This window comes from Dokdonia sp. Hel_I_53 (genome assembly GCF_007827465.1).
Taxonomy (GTDB): Bacteria; Bacteroidota; Bacteroidia; order Flavobacteriales; family Flavobacteriaceae; genus Dokdonia.
The window spans coordinates 2,212,256-2,233,814 of the sequence record NZ_VISL01000001.1 but is presented as its reverse complement, the minus strand read 5'-3'; the positions used below and the strand labels follow the sequence as shown (position 1 = coordinate 2,233,814).

Here is a 21,559-nt window from a genome sequence, read left to right as displayed (position 1 = left end):
GCGTTTTCAGCTGTAATCGTATAAGATGTACCTGTAGTACCTCCTGTAATTACTCCGCCAGCACCTACAACTAATCCTGTTGGAGTTGAACTATACGTTAAGTTAGCATCGTAGTTACTTACTACATTACTCGCATCCTGAGTACAATCCTCTGAAGTGACTACTACAGTTGGAACCGCTGGAGCGGCAAGCTGCGTATTACCATCGTAGGTGAAACTTGAAGAAACACTCTCACATGTAGCTGCGTTTTCAGCTGTAATCGTATAAGATGTACCTGTAGTACCTCCTGTAATTACTCCGCCAGCACCTACAACTAATCCTGTTGGAGTTGAACTATAAGTTAAGTTAGTATCGTAGTTACTTACTACATTACTCGCATCCTGAGTACAATCCTCTGAAGTGACTACTACAGTTGGAACCGCTGGAGCGGCAAGCTGCGTATCACCATCGTAGGTGAAACTTGAAGAAACACTCTCACATGTAGCTGCGTTTTCAGCTGTAATCGTATAAGATGTACCTGTAGTACCTCCTGTAATTACTCCGCCAGCACCTACAACTAATCCTGTTGGAGTTGAACTATACGTTAAGTTAGTATCGTAGTTACTTACTACATTACTCGCATCCTGAGTACAATCCTCTGAAGTGACTACTACAGTTGGAACCGCTGGAGCGGCAAGCTGCGTATCACCATCGTAGGTGAAACTTGAAGAAACACTCTCACATGTAGCTGCGTTTTCAGCTGTAATCGTATAAGATGTACCTGTAGTACCTCCTGTAATTACTCCGCCAGCACCTACAACTAATCCTGCTGGAGTTGAACTATACGTTAAGTTAGCATCGTAGTTACTTACTACATTACTCGCATCCTGAGTACAATCCTCTGAAGTGACTACTACAGTTGGAACCGCTGGAGCGGCAAGCTGCGTATCACCATCGTAGGTGAAACTTGAAGAAACACTCTCACATGTAGCTGCGTTTTCAGCTGTAATCGTATAAGATGTACCTGTAGTACCTCCTGTAATTACTCCGCCAGCACCTACAACTAATCCTGTTGGAGTTGAACTATACGTTAAGTTAGCATCGTAGTTACTTACTACATTACTCGCATCCTGAGTACAATCCTCTGAAGTGACTACTACAGTTGGAACCGCTGGAGCGGCAAGCTGCGTATCACCATCGTAGGTGAAACTTGAAGAAACACTCTCACATGTAGCTGCGTTTTCAGCTGTAATCGTATAAGATGTACCTGTAGTACCTCCTGTAATTACTCCGCCAGCACCTACAACTAATCCTGTTGGAGTTGAACTATAAGTTAAGTTAGTATCGTAGTTACTTACTACATTACTCGCATCCTGAGTACAATCCTCTGAAGTGACTACTACAGTTGGAACCGCTGGAGCGGCAAGCTGCGTATCACCATCGTAGGTGAAACTTGAAGAAACACTCTCACATGTAGCTGCGTTTTCAGCTGTAATCGTATAAGATGTACCTGTAGTACCTCCTGTAATTACTCCGCCAGCACCTACAACTAATCCTGTTGGAGTTGAACTATAAGTTAAGTTAGTATCGTAGTTACTTACTACATTACTCGCATCCTGAGTACAATCCTCTGAAGTGACTACTACAGTTGGAACCGCTGGAGCGGCAAGCTGCGTATCACCATCGTAGGTGAAACTTGAAGAAACACTCTCACATGTAGCTGCGTTTTCAGCTGTAATCGTATAAGATGTACCTGTAGTACCTCCTGTAATTACTCCGCCAGCACCTACAACTAATCCTGTTGGAGTTGAACTATACGTTAAGTTAGCATCGTAGTTACTTACTACATTACTCGCATCCTGAGTACAATCCTCTGAAGTGACTACTACAGTTGGAACCGCTGGAGCGGCAAGCTGCGTATCACCATCGTAGGTGAAACTTGAAGAAACACTCTCACATGTAGCTGCGTTTTCAGCTGTAATCGTATAAGATGTACCTGTAGTACCTCCTGTAATTACTCCGCCAGCACCTACAACTAATCCTGTTGGAGTTGAACTATAAGTTAAGTTAGTATCGTAGTTACTTACTACATTACTCGCATCCTGAGTACAATCCTCTGAAGTGACTACTACAGTTGGAACCGCTGGAGCGGCAAGCTGCGTATCACCATCGTAGGTGAAACTTGAAGAAACACTCTCACATGTAGCTGCGTTTTCAGCTGTAATCGTATAAGATGTACCTGTAGTACCTCCTGTAATTACTCCGCCAGCACCTACAACTAATCCTGTTGGAGTTGAACTATACGTTAAGTTAGCATCGTAGTTACTTACTACATTACTCGCATCCTGAGTACAATCCTCTGAAGTGACTACTACAGTTGGAACCGCTGGAGCGGCAAGCTGCGTATCACCATCGTAGGTGAAACTTGAAGAAACACTCTCACATGTAGCTGCGTTTTCAGCTGTAATCGTATAAGATGTACCTGTAGTACCTCCTGTAATTACTCCGCCAGCACCTACAACTAATCCTGTTGGAGTTGAACTATACGTTAAGTTAGTATCGTAGTTACTTACTACATTACTCGCATCCTGAGTACAATCCTCTGAAGTGACTACTACAGTTGGAACCGCTGGAGCGGCAAGCTGCGTATCACCATCGTAGGTGAAACTTGAAGAAACACTCTCACATGTAGCTGCGTTTTCAGCTGTAATCGTATAAGATGTACCTGTAGTACCTCCTGTAATTACTCCGCCAGCACCTACAACTAATCCTGTTGGAGTTGAACTATACGTTAAGTTAGTATCGTAGTTACTTACTACATTACTCGCATCCTGAGTACAATCCTCTGAAGTGACTACTACAGTTGGAACCGCTGGAGCGGCAAGCTGCGTATCACCATCGTAGGTGAAACTTGAAGAAACACTCTCACATGTAGCTGCGTTTTCAGCTGTAATCGTATAAGATGTACCTGTAGTACCTCCTGTAATTACTCCGCCAGCACCTACAACTAATCCTGTTGGAGTTGAACTATACGTTAAGTTAGTATCGTAGTTACTTACTACATTACTCGCATCCTGAGTACAATCCTCTGAAGTGACTACTACAGTTGGAACCGCTGGAGCGGCAAGCTGCGTATCACCATCGTAGGTGAAACTTGAAGAAACACTCTCACATGTAGCTGCGTTTTCAGCTGTAATCGTATAAGATGTACCTGTAGTACCTCCTGTAATTACTCCGCCAGCACCTACAACTAATCCTGTTGGAGTTGAACTATACGTTAAGTTAGCATCGTAGTTACTTACTACATTACTCGCATCCTGAGTACAATCCTCTGAAGTGACTACTACAGTTGGAACCGCTGGAGCGGCAAGCTGCGTATCACCATCGTAGGTGAAACTTGAAGAAACACTCTCACATGTAGCTGCGTTTTCAGCTGTAATCGTATAAGATGTACCTGTAGTACCTCCTGTAATTACTCCGCCAGCACCTACAACTAATCCTGTTGGAGTTGAACTATACGTTAAGTTAGTATCGTAGTTACTTACTACATTACTCGCATCCTGAGTACAATCCTCTGAAGTGACTACTACAGTTGGAACCGCTGGAGCGGCAAGCTGCGTATCACCATCGTAGGTGAAACTTGAAGAAACACTCTCACATGTAGCTGCGTTTTCAGCTGTAATCGTATAAGATGTACCTGTAGTACCTCCTGTAATTACTCCGCCAGCACCTACAACTAATCCTGTTGGAGTTGAACTATACGTTAAGTTAGCATCGTAGTTACTTACTACATTACTCGCATCCTGAGTACAATCCTCTGAAGTGACTACTACAGTTGGAACCGCTGGAGCGGCAAGCTGCGTATCACCATCGTAGGTGAAACTTGAAGAAACACTCTCACATGTAGCTGCGTTTTCAGCTGTAATCGTATAAGATGTACCTGTAGTACCTCCTGTAATTACTCCGCCAGCACCTACAACTAATCCTGTTGGAGTTGAACTATACGTTAAGTTAGTATCGTAGTTACTTACTACATTACTCGCATCCTGAGTACAATCCTCTGAAGTGACTACTACAGTTGGAACCGCTGGAGCGGCAAGCTGCGTATCACCATCGTAGGTGAAGCTTGAAGAAACACTCTCACATGTAGCTGCGTTTTCAGCTGTAATCGTATAAGATGTATCTGTAGTACCTCCTGTAATTACTCCGCCAGCACCTACAACTAATCCTGCTTGGAGTTGAACTATAAGTTAAGTTAGTATCGTAGTTACTTACTACATTACTCGCATCCTGAGTACAATCCTCTGAAGTGACTACTACAGTTGGAACCGCTGGAGCGGCAAGCTGCGTATCACCATCGTAGGTGAAACTTGAAGAAACACTCTCACATGTAGCTGCGTTTTCAGCTGTAATCGTATAAGATGTACCTGTAGTACCTCCTGTAATTACTCCGCCAGCACCTACAACTAATCCTGTTGGAGTTGAACTATACGTTAAGTTAGCATCGTAGTTACTTACTACATTACTCGCATCCTGAGTACAATCCTCTGAAGTGACTACTACAGTTGGAACCGCTGGAGCGGCAAGCTGCGTATCACCATCGTAGGTGAAACTTGAAGAAACACTCTCACATGTAGCTGCGTTTTCAGCTGTAATCGTATAAGATGTACCTGTAGTACCTCCTGTAATTACTCCGCCAGCACCTACAACTAATCCTGTTGGAGTTGAACTATAAGTTAAGTTAGTATCGTAGTTACTTACTACATTACTCGCATCCTGAGTACAATCCTCTGAAGTGACTACTACAGTTGGAACCGCTGGAGCGGCAAGCTGCGTATCACCATCGTAGGTGAAACTTGAAGAAACACTCTCACATGTAGCTGCGTTTTCAGCTGTAATCGTATAAGATGTACCTGTAGTACCTCCTGTAATTACTCCGCCAGCACCTACAACTAATCCTGTTGGAGTTGAACTATACGTTAAGTTAGCATCGTAGTTACTTACTACATTACTCGCATCCTGAGTACAATCCTCTGAAGTGACTACTACAGTTGGAACCGCTGGAGCGGCAAGCTGCGTATCACCATCGTAGGTGAAACTTGAAGAAACACTCTCACATGTAGCTGCGTTTTCAGCTGTAATCGTATAAGATGTACCTGTAGTACCTCCTGTAATTACTCCGCCAGCACCTACAACTAATCCTGTTGGAGTTGAACTATACGTTAAGTTAGCATCGTAGTTACTTACTACATTACTCGCATCCTGAGTACAATCCTCTGAAGTGACTACTACAGTTGGAACCGCTGGAGCGGCAAGCTGCGTATCACCATCGTAGGTGAAACTTGAAGAAACACTCTCACATGTAGCTGCGTTTTCAGCTGTAATCGTATAAGATGTACCTGTAGTACCTCCTGTAATTACTCCGCCAGCACCTACAACTAATCCTGTTGGAGTTGAACTATAAGTTAAGTTAGCATCGTAGTTACTTACTACATTACTCGCATCCTGAGTACAATCCTCTGAAGTGACTACTACAGTTGGAACCGCTGGAGCGGCAAGCTGCGTATCACCATCGTAGGTGAAGCTTGAAGAAACACTCTCACATGTAGCTGCGTTTTCAGCTGTAATCGTATAAGATGTACCTGTAGTACCTCCTGTAATTACTCCGCCAGCACCTACAACTAATCCTGTTGGAGTTGAACTATACGTTAAGTTAGCATCGTAGTTACTTACTACATTACTCGCATCCTGAGTACAATCCTCTGAAGTGACTACTACAGTTGGAACCGCTGGAGCGGCAAGCTGCGTATCACCATCGTAGGTGAAGCTTGAAGAAACACTCTCACATGTAGCTGCGTTTTCAGCTGTAATCGTATAAGATGTACCTGTAGTACCTCCTGTAATTACTCCGCCAGCACCTACAACTAATCCTGTTGGAGTTGAACTATAAGTTAAGTTAGTATCGTAGTTACTTACTACATTACTCGCATCCTGAGTACAATCCTCTGAAGTGACTACTACAGTTGGAACCGCTGGAGCGGCAAGCTGCGTATCACCATCGTAGGTGAAACTTGAAGAAACACTCTCACATGTAGCTGCGTTTTCAGCTGTAATCGTATAAGATGTACCTGTAGTACCTCCTGTAATTACTCCGCCAGCACCTACAACTAATCCTGTTGGAGTTGAACTATACGTTAAGTTAGCATCGTAGTTACTTACTACATTACTCGCATCCTGAGTACAATCCTCTGAAGTGACTACTACAGTTGGAACCGCTGGAGCGGCAAGCTGCGTATCACCATCGTAGGTGAAACTTGAAGAAACACTCTCACATGTAGCTGCGTTTTCAGCTGTAATCGTATAAGATGTACCTGTAGTACCTCCTGTAATTACTCCGCCAGCACCTACAACTAATCCTGTTGGAGTTGAACTATAAGTTAAGTTAGTATCGTAGTTACTTACTACATTACTCGCATCCTGAGTACAATCCTCTGAAGTGACTACTACAGTTGGAACCGCTGGAGCGGCAAGCTGCGTATCACCATCGTAGGTGAAACTTGAAGAAACACTCTCACATGTAGCTGCGTTTTCAGCTGTAATCGTATAAGATGTACCTGTAGTACCTCCTGTAATTACTCCGCCAGCACCTACAACTAATCCTGTTGGAGTTGAACTATAAGTTAAGTTAGTATCGTAGTTACTTACTACATTACTCGCATCCTGAGTACAATCCTCTGAAGTGACTACTACAGTTGGAACCGCTGGAGCGGCAAGCTGCGTATCACCATCGTAGGTGAAACTTGAAGAAACACTCTCACATGTAGCTGCGTTTTCAGCTGTAATCGTATAAGATGTACCTGTAGTACCTCCTGTAATTACTCCGCCAGCACCTACAACTAATCCTGTTGGAGTTGAACTATACGTTAAGTTAGCATCGTAGTTACTTACTACATTACTCGCATCCTGAGTACAATCCTCTGAAGTGACTACTACAGTTGGAACCGCTGGAGCGGCAAGCTGCGTATCACCATCGTAGGTGAAACTTGAAGAAACACTCTCACATGTAGCTGCGTTTTCAGCTGTAATCGTATAAGATGTACCTGTAGTACCTCCTGTAATTACTCCGCCAGCACCTACAACTAATCCTGTTGGAGTTGAACTATACGTTAAGTTAGCATCGTAGTTACTTACTACATTACTCGCATCCTGAGTACAATCCTCTGAAGTGACTACTACAGTTGGAACCGCTGGAGCGGCAAGCTGCGTATCACCATCGTAGGTGAAACTTGAAGAAACACTCTCACATGTAGCTGCGTTTTCAGCTGTAATCGTATAAGATGTACCTGTAGTACCTCCTGTAATTACTCCGCCAGCACCTACAACTAATCCTGTTGGAGTTGAACTATACGTTAAGTTAGTATCGTAGTTACTTACTACATTACTCGCATCCTGAGTACAATCCTCTGAAGTGACTACTACAGTTGGAACCGCTGGAGCGGCAAGCTGCGTATCACCATCGTAGGTGAAACTTGAAGAAACACTCTCACATGTAGCTGCGTTTTCAGCTGTAATCGTATAAGATGTACCTGTAGTACCTCCTGTAATTACTCCGCCAGCACCTACAACTAATCCTGTTGGAGTTGAACTATACGTTAAGTTAGCATCGTAGTTACTTACTACATTACTCGCATCCTGAGTACAATCCTCTGAAGTGACTACTACAGTTGGAACCGCTGGAGCGGCAAGCTGCGTATCACCATCGTAGGTGAAACTTGAAGAAACACTCTCACATGTAGCTGCGTTTTCAGCTGTAATCGTATAAGATGTACCTGTAGTACCTCCTGTAATTACTCCGCCAGCACCTACAACTAATCCTGCTGGAGTTGAACTATACGTTAAGTTAGTATCGTAGTTACTTACTACATTACTCGCATCCTGAGTACAATCCTCTGAAGTGACTACTACAGTTGGAACCGCTGGAGCGGCAAGCTGCGTATCACCATCGTAGGTGAAACTTGAAGAAACACTCTCACATGTAGCTGCGTTTTCAGCTGTAATCGTATAAGATGTACCTGTAGTACCTCCTGTAATTACTCCGCCAGCACCTACAACTAATCCTGTTGGAGTTGAACTATACGTTAAGTTAGCATCGTAGTTACTTACTACATTACTCGCATCCTGAGTACAATCCTCTGAAGTGACTACTACAGTTGGAACCGCTGGAGCGGCAAGCTGCGTATCACCATCGTAGGTGAAACTTGAAGAAACACTCTCACATGTAGCTGCGTTTTCAGCTGTAATCGTATAAGATGTACCTGTAGTACCTCCTGTAATTACTCCGCCAGCACCTACAACTAATCCTGTTGGAGTTGAACTATAAGTTAAGTTAGCATCGTAGTTACTTACTACATTACTCGCATCCTGAGTACAATCCTCTGAAGTGACTACTACAGTTGGAACCGCTGGAGCGGCAAGCTGCGTATCACCATCGTAGGTGAAGCTTGAAGAAACACTCTCACATGTAGCTGCGTTTTCAGCTGTAATCGTATAAGATGTACCTGTAGTACCTCCTGTAATTACTCCGCCAGCACCTACAACTAATCCTGTTGGAGTTGAACTATAAGTTAAGTTAGTATCGTAGTTACTTACTACATTACTCGCATCCTGAGTACAATCCTCTGAAGTGACTACTACAGTTGGAACCGCTGGAGCGGCAAGCTGCGTATCACCATCGTAGGTGAAGCTTGAAGAAACACTCTCACATGTAGCTGCGTTTTCAGCTGTAATCGTATAAGATGTATCTGTAGTACCTCCTGTAATTACTCCGCCAGCACCTACAACTAATCCTGCTGGAGTTGAACTATAAGTTAAGTTAGTATCGTAGTTACTTACTACATTACTCGCATCCTGAGTACAATCCTCTGAAGTGACTACTACAGTTGGAACCGCTGGAGCGGCAAGCTGCGTATCACCATCGTAGGTGAAACTTGAAGAAACACTCTCACATGTAGCTGCGTTTTCAGCTGTAATCGTATAAGATGTACCTGTAGTACCTCCTGTAATTACTCCGCCAGCACCTACAACTAATCCTGCTGGAGTTGAACTATAAGTTAAGTTAGTATCGTAGTTACTTACTACATTACTCGCATCCTGAGTACAATCCTCTGAAGTGACTACTACAGTTGGAACCACTGGAGCGGCAAGCTGCGTATCACCATCGTAGGTGAAACTTGAAGAAACACTCTCACATGTAGCTGCGTTTTCAGCTGTAATCGTATAAGATGTACCTGTAGTACCTCCTGTAATTACTCCGCCAGCACCTACAACTAATCCTGCTGGAGTTGAACTATACGTTAAGTTAGTATCGTAGTTACTTACTACATTACTCGCATCCTGAGTACAATCCTCTGAAGTGACTACTACAGTTGGAACCGCTGGTAACGTATTGACCGTTACCGTAGTGCTTACTGTTAAGTCACGGTCACAAGTACCATCATTTACATTGGTTAAGTCTATCCTAGTATCGATAGTGACTCCAGTAATCGTTACATCAACATCACCATCAGCTTCAATAGTCGCTGTTGTGACTGCTCCTCCATCAATGGTATAACTTACCACATCTCCTGCGTCACCACCTATCGTAAAGACAGCAGCATCGCCTGAACATACAGGACTGTTGCTAGATACTGTAGCAGCTGTTGGTAATGCATTTACCAGAATATCAATAGTAGAAGAATCTTCACACCCTCCTGATCCCACAGTATAGGTAATAGTAACTGAACCAGCATCTATACCCGACACTAATCCTGAAGAGTTTATAGTAGCAATAGCATCATCTGAACTACTCCAACTTCCTCCAGCATCACCATTAGAGCTCAGCTGCAAGGTGTCTTCAACACAAACCTCAGACCCTCCACTCAAAACACCAGCATTGAGTGGCGTAATAACATCTGATGTACTACCTTGACCTTGATCTCCACCAACATCTGAAGCGCCACCAGAATTCACAGCATTAGGCACTCCATCTGCATCGACAGCACCAGGAATTCTTTCGGCAGACAATTGACTTAGTTGTACATTTTCATCCCCTTCTACCGCATCTGGACACCCATCATTGTCACTATCTGTATCTAAATGATCTGGCGTACCATCATTATCAGAATCTAAGAAACAGTACAAGTTAGAAAAAGGAACATTTTGTCTAGCAATAGTTGATGGCAGTTCGTATTCAACCTGCAAAGATTCACCTCCAGTGTTTTCAAAAAATAAAATTTCAATGGCATGAAGACCCGCTTCTAAGTATTTATTTCCAGCAACTGTGGTTACTGCATGAAGACCATCATTAATAACAATTTGAGCACTGTCGATAGACAGCTTAGATCCATCATCAGAAGACAAGTAAAACGTATATGTTCCTGCGGTAGTGATATTAAAATACCCCTTAAACCTGAGTCCATACGTATCATTAGTTGCTCCTATTGAAGCTATCAAAGCATCTACATCTAAGGAAGGGAAAGTACCTGTCTCATCTGCTCCGGAAGAAGGTATATTGTTAACCGTGTTCCCAGAAGGAGTACCATCATAATACTCATAAGTAAGTGATTCGTTACAACTTAGTTCTTCGGTATCTAAAATCCCATCATTATCGTCATCAAGATCGGCAATATCAAATACACCATCTTGATCTGAATCCATATCTACAAAAGGATCACAGGCATCTGCTATTCCATCATTATCAGCATCAGGACCATTTGTAATTACATCACTATTGGTCGTTTGGGGACTACCTGTATTTGTCGGAACACCATTAGAATTAACAGTTCCTTCATTAGTATCTGCTAGATTATTTGAGGAAGTTAGGTCTGAGGTTGTAAAATTTCCATTTGCTTCTACAGCATCTGCACACCCATCGTTATCACTATCTGTATCCAAATAATCTGGAGTTCCATCCCCATCGGTATCAACCGCTTTACAAAAAGTAAAATCACTTATTGCAGCTGCTTGATTTTGTCTAGATGCAGGAGCAGTGGATAGGTTGCTGTATATAATCTCCATTTTAGAGATCCAAGCTTGAACACCGTTAAGGGAAAAAGATTGATTTAAACTTGCGGTAGTACCTTCAAAAGTATTAGGAGAGGTGTACGTCTGCCCATTTGTCGTATACTCAGCAGCAGAGAGCGTGTGTGTAGAACCATCGTGCTCTGTTAAAATAATTCGAATCTCGTCAATAAAAGTTGTATTTCCAGCATCCCTATCAACATCGAACACTGTAAACCCTAGGTTATACACTGGTTGACTAAATTCAAAAGTATGTGAAGAGCTACCTCCGTTCTTCGCCTCTTGGAAGAGCGTATAGGCTCCTGATGAGTATTCATCGTTAATTTTATAGACAAAACCATCAATATTGGAACTCACAGTACGGGATAAATATACATTTACTCCATCTGCAGTAGCAGTAGGATTTACTACAACAGGGTCATCACCTAATTGTCTTGCTGCCCCTCCTGAAGTATAGTTTGCACTCCAATCTAATACTGACGAACTGTTATTACAAATACCAAATTCGTCACTATCTAAAATTCCATCATTATCTTCATCTAGGTCATACGTGTTTGTACAAACCTCAGAAACCGCATCTCCATCTGGATTGCTTATCGAAGCTGGAACAGATGCACAAGCATCTTGCTCTGTGTCTGTAATGGTAAATTTTACATTGTCAATAAATATTTCGTCATTGTTCTGCCAATTTGTGTCATCTGGAAAAAACCATATTTCAGAATTACTAGATATCTGACCTGGTGTGAGTGTAATCGACCTTGAACCAGTTGTATTGGTATTAATTGCACTTACTAAATCATAATTGCCCGTTGAGTTATTAAATAACCATACATCTATGCCCTCATTTCCTCTATTTAAAGCATCATAATCAAAGGTTAAAGTAACAGTGGCTGTTGGAGGAACCCAACTTAAATCTAAAAATCTGTAAATACTTCTATCATCTAAATTCCTAAATCTCAATTGCCCTCCTACTACTTGAATTCTTCCGGTGGTTGGATCTGTTTGTGGATTAGTATTTTCATTATCTTCAAACCATTGTGAACTAAAGGGTATTACGCCGTCATCATTAAGGTAAGATACGGTATTAAACTGATCCTCATAAGTAGCACGCGTGGTCTGAGCAGTACCTGAGACTTGAGCAAGAAAAAATAAAACAACCAAGAGTGGTTTTATTAAAAACGTATTAAGAGTAATTTTTCTCATAAGCAGTATAACATTCTAAAAACTATGGGTGGGCATACATATTTTTTAGGTTTGATATTTTAGTGTCTTGCACATATTGGACAACAAGATGCAAGTTATTTTTTGTAAGGCTATTATAAATTTTTATACGTTAATACGTAATTATAGTACTACGAATGAACAATAGCTATCGTTGAATGGAATTGAAATAATTAGGGTAGTCCAAAGTCTCAAAATTGACAAATGAATAACTGATAGGAAGTGACTTCCTATGATAACTCTTTTGCAAGTTGTATTTTACATTGGATATTGATATCTACTTATAGGGACTAAGGAGACGAAGTTTTGGAAATGATTTTCCTTAAATATGGAAAATAAGAATCTAGCTAATTGGGGATTTGGGCGTCTATTCATAATTTGCTCTTCTAAAAGATAATTTTAATTAATTAGCAATTAACTGAAAGATTGAAGAGGCAGGGGGCTATCAAAATCAGTAACTTAGGCACAAAAGTAGTGCAAGAAAATAAATAATAAAAGTTATAAACAATAAATAACAATTTATTGGTTAATATACAACATTTTATCGATTAAATACACTCCCAACATCAACATTTTTATAATTCTGCTATTTGCTTTGATATATGTACGTAAATACTTCAAACCTGGTTTTTAAAAAGTTAGCCTTTTTTCTCCGGGCTATTTTAGCTTGAAACACTTCACAATCTTCTCTGTAATCAAAAAATGAAAAATTATTATTTGCATAACAAAATAACTGTTGAAAAAATTTTTTATGAATATGTTTAAAATGTAAAAACCTCATTGAATTTAATAATTCAATGAGGTTTTGATTAAAAGTTAGCTTTCGCGAAAGCGCAACTAAAAAATTATCTCTTAATAAGATTCCAAATATCGTTGCCAAAAATGACTACCATAAGCCCCATGACAATCACAAATCCAATGATCTGGCCCCGCTCTAATGTTTTTTCTGAAGGCGCTTTGCCTGTGATCATCTCATAGAGTAAAAACATCACGTGACCACCATCTAGTGCTGGTATAGGGAGGATGTTTACAAAACCGAGCCACACAGAAAACATTGCTGTAAACGCCCAGAAAGATTTCCAGTCCCAAGTAGGAGACATCATCTCCACAATTCCAATAGGTCCTTTTACTTTTTTATACCCCTCTACTTTTCTGTTGAAGATTAATTTAAATTGCCTTACTTGTTTTGTAAGAACATCAAAGGTTTTTGTAAACCCCGCTGGGATTGCAGACGCTATCGTATACTCATCTTTTATAAGTAATTCTTCTGTGCTAGGTAATACTCCTAATTGCTCATCTTTATTTATTACAAAAGATTTTGTTAGTTGTTCTCCATCACGATTTAAAATCATTGTCACCTCAGATCCTTTCGCTTTTTCTAGCTCAGACTGAAATTCTTTCCATTCTGTGATTTTTGAATTATTTATAGCAACAATTTTATCGCCAATACGTACTCCGTTTTTAGAACCTAAAGAACTAGGTGCTATATTTCCTACCGTATTGCTAAAGCGAGGCATCACAAATGGCTCTTCTGCATCTAGTACAGATTTTTTTGCTTCATCTGGGATAGAAAATGTCATCTCACTTCCTTCTCTTAATACAGTGACTGTGTCTCCCAATAAAATATCGATCTGCACATCGTCAAAACGAGTAACCGTTTTATCATCTATTTTTATTACTTGATCTCCATTGCGCAATCCTATTTCTTCCCCTACTTCTCCTACTGCGATACCGTATTTTAATCTATCTGCAGGCACATACTCATCTCCATAGTACACCAGCATTGCCGCATAAATAAACCAAGCAAGTAATACATTTACTACTACACCGCCCACCATTACGATAAGACGCTGCCAGGCTGGTTTTGATCTAAACTCCCAAGGTTTTGCCGGTTGAGCCATTTGCTCTTTATCCATACTTTCATCTACCATTCCGGCAATTTTTACATAACCACCTAGAGGCAACCAGCCCACACCATACACGGTGTCTCCTATTTTCTTCTTAAATAATGCAAACTTAACATCAAAAAATAGAAAGAACTTCTCTACTTTAATACCAAACCATCTAGCTGGTAAAAAATGTCCAAACTCATGTAAAATTACAAGTATTGAAATAGCAAGTATAAACTGGGCAATCTGTATAAGCGTCTCCATAAAAAGGAATATCATTCAAAATTTAAACGCACAAAAATAGGCTTTTGCATGCGCATACTAAAGTTATATAGAGACTCCCTCACATTTTTTAAGCCATACTGAGCAGGACTGCCATTTGCGGTGTAAATTTGTAAAAAATATCAGAAATGTCTAGCATCGTAAAAAGGTATAAAGTGCTTATCATCACAATGATTGTGCTTTCTAGTATTATTCTTACTTTAATATATAGTCAACTTAAAACTACGCCGCAACTTCCTATATATCAACCAGAAATGGTTGAAAAATCACTAGTAGACACCACACTTCAAGATGTTAAAAAATACCATCGCATTGCAGATTTTGAATTGACTAATCAAAACAACAAAATCATCACACAGGATTTTTATAAGGATAAGATTTATGTGGCAGACTTTTTCTTTACTACCTGTCAGGATATTTGCCCGATTATGACAGAACACATGGTTGAGATTCAAAACAAACTCAAAGATGATCCTTCCGTACTCCTACTCTCACATACGGTAATTCCAGAATATGATACTCCAGAAATTTTAAAAGCTTATGCTGTTGAAAAAGGGGTCGATGACACAAAATGGAATCTTGTAACAGGCCCTCGCGAGCAAATTTATACGCTTGCGCGAAAGAGCTATCTTGCGGTCAAGGATATTCCTGGCGAAGAAAATGAAATGGTGCATACAGAAAATTTTATGCTCATAGATAAAAAGAAACAAATACGAGGGTATTATGACGGAACCAGTAGTGAATCCATTGAACAATTGCTTGAAGATATTGAGATATTGAAAGAATCTTACGAGCCTGCAAAAAAATGGTGGGAAAAGCTATTTTAAAACTAATAGAAAACCTCCATATCTTATAGATTACTCTCTTTATAATATACGCTTTCGCGAAAGCGTAAAAAAATCCAAAACCTAAGTTCGCTACTCATTTATAGATATACTTTTTCGTTTGCTGCAAAACGCTTACTTTTGTTATCTAAATTCAATCTAAATAAGAACAGGTTGACTAATTAAACACATTGAAGAAAACAGTTGCTCACTTACAAAAAGGAGAACGTGCCGTCATCGTTGATATAATGACAGATGAAGTTCCTTTAAAGCTTTTAGAAATGGGATGTCTTCCAGGTAATGAGGTGCGATTATTACAACTAGCCCCTTTCTCAGACCCAATGTATATAGATGTAAATGGATGTCATCTTGCCATACGTAAGGAAACAGCACTTCACATTCTCATAGAAACGCCATCCTAATCTTATGGCAAAACAAATTAATGTTGCCCTTATAGGGAACCCAAACACAGGAAAGACATCTGTCTTTAATCATCTCACTGGTCTTAACCAACAAGTAGGGAATTATCCTGGTATAACTGTAGAAAAGAAAAATGGTGTTTGTAAACTAGAACGTGGCGTAAAAGCACACATTTTAGATCTACCTGGCACCTATAGTCTTAATGCTTCCTCTCTTGATGAAAACGTAGTTATTGAGTTATTACTTAATAAAAACGATAAAGATTATCCTGATGTAGCCGTTGTTATTTCTGACGTAGAAAATCTAAAACGCAACCTGCTCCTCTTTACACAAATTAAAGATTTAGGCATCCCTACCATACTAGCCATTAATATGGCAGATAGAATGGAACGCAAAGCAATTTCTCTTGATATAGAGAAAATGGAGGAATTACTTCATACCCGTATTGCACTCGTTAGTAGTCGTAAAAACACGGGGATAGATATTCTTAAAAAACTAATTTCTGAACACAAAAATATCTCTAAGGAACCCTGTGTAAATGCCTCTGCCATTGCTCCAGAATATTTTGACAGACTGCGCAAGACATTCCCTAATCAAGACTTATATAAGTTATGGCTCGTCATTACACAAGACGTTAATTTTGGAAAATTAGAACGTGGTGAGATGAACACCATCGCTTCTTTTAAAACAGAATCCTCCAGCAATCTTAAAAGATTGCAACAAAAAGAGACGATTATAAGGTATAAATTTATAAACGAAGTCCTTAAACAAACCCAAACTATAGACGTTGCAAATGCAAAAGATTTACGAGCAAAACTAGATCGTATCCTTACTCATAAAGTATGGGGCTATGTTATTTTCTTTACGATTTTGATGCTTATCTTTCAAGTCATTTATGACTGGTCTAATTATCCCATGGATGCCATTGATCTCGCATTTGCAAATATGAGTGAGTGGATACAAGCTACTTTGCCTCCAGGAAAGCTTACAGATTTACTGGCAGAAGGTATCATTGCTGGTTTAGGAGGTATAGTTATTTTTATTCCACAAATAGCGTTTTTATTTCTATTTATATCTGTTTTAGAAGAAAGTGGCTATATGAGCCGCGTGGTTTTTTTAATGGATAGAGTGATGCGCCGTTTTGGACTAAGTGGTAAATCTGTAGTACCGCTAGTCTCTGGAACTGCGTGTGCAATTCCTGCTGTAATGGCGACCCGAAATATTGAGAGCTGGAAAGAGCGATTAATCACGATATTAGTTACACCCTTCACAACCTGCTCTGCTCGTCTACCTGTTTATCTCATTATTATCGCTCTTGTCATTCCAGATAAAAAGTTTCTGTTCTTTAATCTTCAAGGGCTCACTTTGATGTTGTTATATCTCATTGGCTTTGGCTCGGCAATTGGTTCTGCTTGGGTACTTAATAAAATTTTAAAAATTAAAAGTAAAAGTTTTTTTGTAGTTGAAATGCCCAATTACAAGCTTCCATTGTTTAAGAATGTTGCTATTAATGTAATAGAAAAAACGAGATCATTTGTTTTTGATGCAGGTAAGATTATACTTGCCATAAGTATCATAATATGGGTGCTTGGCTCCTTTGGCCCTGGAGAAGAATTTAACAATGCAGAAGAGATTGTCACAGCTCAATTATCTCAAGACATAAATGATAACACTTACGCGAAAAGTGATGCGTATCAATCTGAATTTGAAAAAAGATTGGCTAGCCAAAAACTAGAACATAGTTATATGGGCTACATGGGAAAAGCTATAGAGCCTATTGTAGAACCTCTTGGTTATGACTGGAAGATAGGAATTGCTTTAATTACATCTTTTGCTGCACGTGAAGTCTTTGTGGGAACACTCGCAACTATCTATAGCGTAGGTGATGCCGAAGAAGAAACAATTAAAAACAGAATGGCAGGAGAGGTAAATCCTGTACTAGGCACACCCCGTTTTAATTTTGCAAGCGGTATTTCACTCCTTCTCTTCTATGCATTTGCCATGCAATGCATGAGTACACTTGCTATTGTAAAGCGAGAAACAAACAGCTGGAAATGGCCCATGTGGCAGTTGGGTTCAATGACAATAATTGCGTATATGGCGGCGCTTATTGCTTATCAACTTTTAAAATAACAAATGAACTATGGAGCTTTTACAAAACATACTAGTTATCCTCATTTTTATTATGGCTCTAGGATACATCGTCACAAAATTCATCTGGACACCTTCTTTTTTAAAAAAGAAAAATGAAACTGGTTGTGGTAGCAGTGGTTGTGGTTGTTCTTAAGTTTTAATGAATAAATAACGCCTAAAAAATAAATTATTTTTTCGTAAAGTTCTTCGTATCATTAATGAATTAATGGTAAGGGTCTTTTAATTGAAAGCTAGCCTCTCTACTAAGATTGCATACTCACCCTTATCAATTTTTTTTGAAGTTTTTGGGTAAGGCAATACACCCTTCAAATATATCTTAAAACCATCTCTATCGTAAAGCATGGTAGAGTTATTTTGGCCAAAGGTGATCTTTTCAATTGTAGTTTTTTGATTTTCCGTGATTGCGATAGCAAGTTTTACATGTCCTGCCCAGATGCACTGCACATCACTTGGACATCTACTATCCTCAAATACTTCTATTAATTCAACAGTTACATCTCCCATGGGTACTGGAACACCTAGGCTTGCCTTCATGACAATTTTAGGCACATCTACGGTTATCGTTGTGGTATCTCTTTGCGCTTTCGCGAAAGCAGAGAAAAACAATAAACCCAAAGCAATACATGTAGAGGTGATCTTCATAAAATAGTGTTTTAAAATAATCGAAGCCCAAAAATAAGCTTCTCCCGTTAAAGACTCCAAAAGTAATGCCGCGTTGCACCCTATCCTCTAAAAAGAAAAAAATCATCCTTCATGTGCTCTATTTTTTCATCTCTATTAGAGATAATATATTCTAAAGCTAGATCTGTAAACTCTTTACCTTTTGTAGTAAGTTTTACAATCTGGTTATCAATTTGAATGAGATTATTTTTTTCTGCAAGCTCTAAAACTGTTTTTGAACGGACTTTTTGCCAATTTATATGCTCATTCAAATGTTTTACATGGCGCTCATTTTCCTCTTTATGATTGTTAAGATGAATTAAGAATGTAAGTAAAGAAACCTCTGTGCGCTGTTGCTTCTGTCTATAGACAACCGCAATAAGCCCTTTATTTGGCGCAAAGAGATAAACCATTAAAAACACAAATCCTAAAACTGTTGTCATTGATCCCGCAATGGAAGCATCTAGTAAATGGGCCATCCAATACCCTCCAATAGCAGAAAACACACCAAAAACTATTGATAATACAAGCATTTTTTTCAAATTTGAGGTTAGTAAATAAGCTGTTGCGGCTGGTGCGATCATAAGCGCAACCACAAGTACCGCACCCACAGCTTCAAATGCTCCTACAACAGTTACAGATGACACCGTCATGAGTCCATAATGCAAGACTACTGGAGAAAATCCAAGAGCTGCAGAGAGTCCAGCATCAAATGTGCTTACTTTAAGTTCTTTGAAAAAAGCTAATAATAATCCAAGCGTAATCGAGAGAATCCCGCCCATTAACCAAAGAGATTTTGGACCCATATCAACACCATCTATAATCAATCTATCAAAAGGTGCAAAAGCCAATTCCCCAAGTAATACTGCGTCTACATCAAGATGCACATCATTTGCATTTTTTGCAATTAAGATCACTCCTATACTAAAGAGTGCAGGGAAAACCAATCCTATAGCAGTATCCTCTTTTACTAGACCAGTTTTTTGAATAGCCTCTACAAGCATAACCGTAATTACTCCAGTTACTGCTGCTAGTATTATTAATAGTGGAGAATTTAAATCTTCTGTTATAAAAAAACCTATTACGATTCCTGGTAGGATAGAATGACTAATTGCATCACTTAAAAGTGCCATTTTACGTAGTACTAAGAAAACTCCTGGTATTGCACAGGCAATAGCTACTACAGCAGCAATTAGTTGTATTTCTACTTGTGCATTCATTGATTATTAGTGTATAAATTTACCGCTGCCTGATAGCCAGCTTCTGTTAGTGACCACTTTTGACCATTTACAGCCACCCAATTCTTCTCTTCAAGCTCTTTTAAAGTAGCTTTCGTGTATCCTTGAAAATTATTTAAAATTTTAATCGCATGGGGGTGCGAAATATCTTCATGAGTTTTTGCAATATCAAACATAAACTGTAAGGTTTTTTGTAATTCTAAATCCCGTCTATTTTGGAACACCCGTATTTGTTTAAAAATTATACCCCGACCAGGCGAAAAAAGAAAGGAGATTAATACGAACACTCCTGCCACAAGAACAATCACTGGTCCAGTTGACAAGTTGTTCTGGCTAGCACTAATTGCTGTCCCAAAAACACCAGAAAAAGCGCCAAATATAGCTGCCAAAACAATCATCGTACTGAGCTTGTTTGTCCACTGCCTAGCTGCTGCAGCAGGAGCTAGTAGCATCGCACTCATTAAAACAACGCCTACTGTCTGAAGTCCCAAAACTATTGCTAGAACTATAAAAAAGGTAATAAGTATATCAATAAACTTTGTATTAAAACCAAGTGTTTTCGTGTAGTCTGCATCAAATAGAAGAATCTTAAATTCTTTCCAAAACAGCAATAAGATAATCAAGCATATACCAGTGACAATTGCCATTAATATCACGTCACTTTCTACAAGCGTTGCTGCTTGACCAAACAAATATTTATCAAGACCAGCTTGATTTGCATTAGGTTGTTTTTGTATAAATGTGAGAAGTAACATCCCAAATCCAAAAAACAAGGATAGTACCAGCCCTAGCGCAGTATCACTTTTAAGATGTGTTTTTGTAATCATCCCCCGTATCCAGAACGTACCAATAAGACCACTTACCAATGCCCCAAGGAGAAGTAAATTTGTATCCTTAGTGCCTGTTATTAAAAATGCGATAGCAATACCTGGCAGAGCTGCATGTGAGATCGCGTCACCTAATAAGCTTTGTTTTCTTAAGACAGCAAAGCTTCCTAACATCCCACAAATGGCACCAAGGATAGCTGTTCCCAGAGTAATGGTTCTGAGAGTATAGTCAGAAAAAAGTTGTAAAAAGTATTCGCTTAATTCCATTATTTATTTACCGCTACTTTATAATTAATTCCATAGGTCTTAGTAAGATTGTCATCGTTGAAAATGTCCATTACTGGTCCGGTAGCAATTTTCTTTACATTGAGAAAAGTTACCCAATCAAAATATTCTGGTACCGTTTGTAAATCGTGATGTACCACAACAACGGTTTTACCTGCTTTACGTAATTCTTTTAAAATATTAATTATTGCTACTTCTGTAGTGGCATCTACCCCTTGAAAAGGTTCATCCATAAAGTATATAGCTGCATTTTGCACTAGAGCTCTGGCAAGAAAAACCCGTTGTTGCTGCCCTCCTGAAAGTTGGCTTATTTGTCTTCCTTTAAAGGGAAGCATACCTACTTTCTCCAGCGCTTCTAAGGCTGCTTTTTTTTGAGCTTGACCTGGTCTTTTAATCCACCCCAATATACCATACGTACCCATCATTACTACGTCAAGTGCTGTTGTAGGAAAATCCCAATCAACACTTCCCTTCTGGGGAACATAAGCTACTAGCTTACGTTGTTTTTTATAAGGCTTGCCATAAATTGATACAGACCCAGCAATGGGATCAATAATGCCTAAAATAGATTTAATTAGTGTAGACTTACCCGCTCCATTAGGACCTACAATTGCCATTAAAACACCTTCTGGAACTTCCAAATCAATATCCCAAAGTACGGGCTTGTAATTGTAGGCTACCGTAAGATCATCTACACGTATGGCTATTGCTTTATTTGACAT

10 protein-coding genes are annotated in these 21,559 nt (G+C 39.6%); 4 read left to right on the top strand and 6 right to left on the bottom strand.

Annotated features, from left to right (window positions below; all coding sequences use genetic code 11):
* Positions 1-4,137 precede the first annotated feature (4,137 nt).
* Both OD90_RS10035 and rseP read right to left on the bottom strand, forming a co-directional pair.
* Positions 4,138-12,240, bottom strand: a complete 8,103-nt coding sequence (locus OD90_RS10035) for a PA14 domain-containing protein (protein ID WP_144669040.1) — start codon at positions 12,238-12,240, stop codon at positions 4,138-4,140.
* An 863-nt stretch (positions 12,241-13,103) separates the two neighbouring features.
* A complete protein-coding gene (gene rseP, locus OD90_RS10030) occupies positions 13,104-14,411 on the bottom strand; it encodes an RIP metalloprotease RseP (RefSeq protein WP_144669039.1) in 1,308 nt (435 codons plus the stop codon).
* A gap of 146 nt (positions 14,412-14,557) precedes the next feature.
* Here rseP and OD90_RS10025 point away from each other — a divergent pair, with 146 nt between their 5' ends.
* The 4 genes from OD90_RS10025 to OD90_RS13210 all read left to right on the top strand — a co-directional run bounded on the left by OD90_RS10025 (position 14,558) and on the right by OD90_RS13210 (position 17,960).
* On the top strand, positions 14,558-15,256 hold the full coding sequence (locus tag OD90_RS10025; protein ID WP_144669038.1) for an SCO family protein: 699 nt from the start codon (positions 14,558-14,560) through the stop codon (positions 15,254-15,256).
* Between the two features lie 188 nt (positions 15,257-15,444).
* A complete protein-coding gene (locus OD90_RS10020; protein WP_144669037.1) occupies positions 15,445-15,675 on the top strand; it encodes a ferrous iron transport protein A in 231 nt (76 codons plus the stop codon).
* Between the two features lie 4 nt (positions 15,676-15,679).
* Entirely contained in the window at positions 15,680-17,806 is a 2,127-nt protein-coding gene (gene feoB / locus OD90_RS10015; RefSeq protein ID WP_144669036.1) for a ferrous iron transport protein B, read from the top strand.
* A gap of 10 nt (positions 17,807-17,816) precedes the next feature.
* Positions 17,817-17,960 (top strand): FeoB-associated Cys-rich membrane protein, encoded by a 144-nt coding sequence (locus tag OD90_RS13210; RefSeq protein ID WP_186434747.1) that lies wholly within the window; start codon positions 17,817-17,819, stop codon positions 17,958-17,960.
* A gap of 86 nt (positions 17,961-18,046) precedes the next feature.
* On the opposite strand, the gene OD90_RS10010 is transcribed toward OD90_RS13210, so the two are convergent.
* The 4 genes from OD90_RS10010 to OD90_RS09995 form a co-directional block, all read right to left on the bottom strand.
* Entirely contained in the window at positions 18,047-18,469 is a 423-nt protein-coding gene (locus OD90_RS10010) for a hypothetical protein (protein WP_144669035.1), read from the bottom strand.
* 80 nt (positions 18,470-18,549) lie between these two features.
* On the bottom strand, positions 18,550-19,707 hold the full coding sequence (locus tag OD90_RS10005) for a metal ABC transporter permease (RefSeq protein ID WP_144669034.1): 1,158 nt from the start codon (positions 19,705-19,707) through the stop codon (positions 18,550-18,552).
* Positions 19,704-20,819: a metal ABC transporter permease gene (locus OD90_RS10000; protein WP_144669033.1), complete on the bottom strand. Its 1,116-nt coding sequence runs from the start codon at positions 20,817-20,819 to the stop codon at positions 19,704-19,706. Before OD90_RS10000 ends, OD90_RS10005 begins: the two co-directional genes overlap by 4 nt.
* Positions 20,819-21,559 carry a metal ABC transporter ATP-binding protein gene (locus OD90_RS09995; RefSeq protein WP_144669032.1) on the bottom strand — a complete coding sequence of 247 codons (741 nt, stop codon included), beginning with the start codon at positions 21,557-21,559 and terminating at the stop codon, positions 20,819-20,821. The genes OD90_RS10000 and OD90_RS09995 overlap by 1 nt, the downstream gene beginning before the upstream one ends.

Excerpts from the sequence above, each read along its gene's own strand:
- OD90_RS10035 (WP_144669040.1), bottom strand. The coding sequence starts at position 12,240 with ATGAGAAAAATTACTCTTAATACGTTTTTAATAAAACCACTCTTGGTT.
- rseP (WP_144669039.1), bottom strand. The coding sequence starts at position 14,411 with ATGGAGACGCTTATACAGATTGCCCAGTTTATACTTGCTATTTCAATA.
- OD90_RS10025 (WP_144669038.1), top strand. The coding sequence starts at position 14,558 with ATGTCTAGCATCGTAAAAAGGTATAAAGTGCTTATCATCACAATGATT.
- feoB (WP_144669036.1), top strand. The coding sequence starts at position 15,680 with ATGGCAAAACAAATTAATGTTGCCCTTATAGGGAACCCAAACACAGGA.
- OD90_RS13210 (WP_186434747.1), top strand. The coding sequence starts at position 17,817 with ATGGAGCTTTTACAAAACATACTAGTTATCCTCATTTTTATTATGGCT.
- OD90_RS10010 (WP_144669035.1), bottom strand. The coding sequence starts at position 18,469 with ATGAAGATCACCTCTACATGTATTGCTTTGGGTTTATTGTTTTTCTCT.
- OD90_RS10005 (WP_144669034.1), bottom strand. The coding sequence starts at position 19,707 with ATGAATGCACAAGTAGAAATACAACTAATTGCTGCTGTAGTAGCTATT.
- OD90_RS10000 (WP_144669033.1), bottom strand. The coding sequence starts at position 20,819 with ATGGAATTAAGCGAATACTTTTTACAACTTTTTTCTGACTATACTCTC.
- OD90_RS09995 (WP_144669032.1), bottom strand. The coding sequence starts at position 21,559 with ATGTCAAATAAAGCAATAGCCATACGTGTAGATGATCTTACGGTAGCC.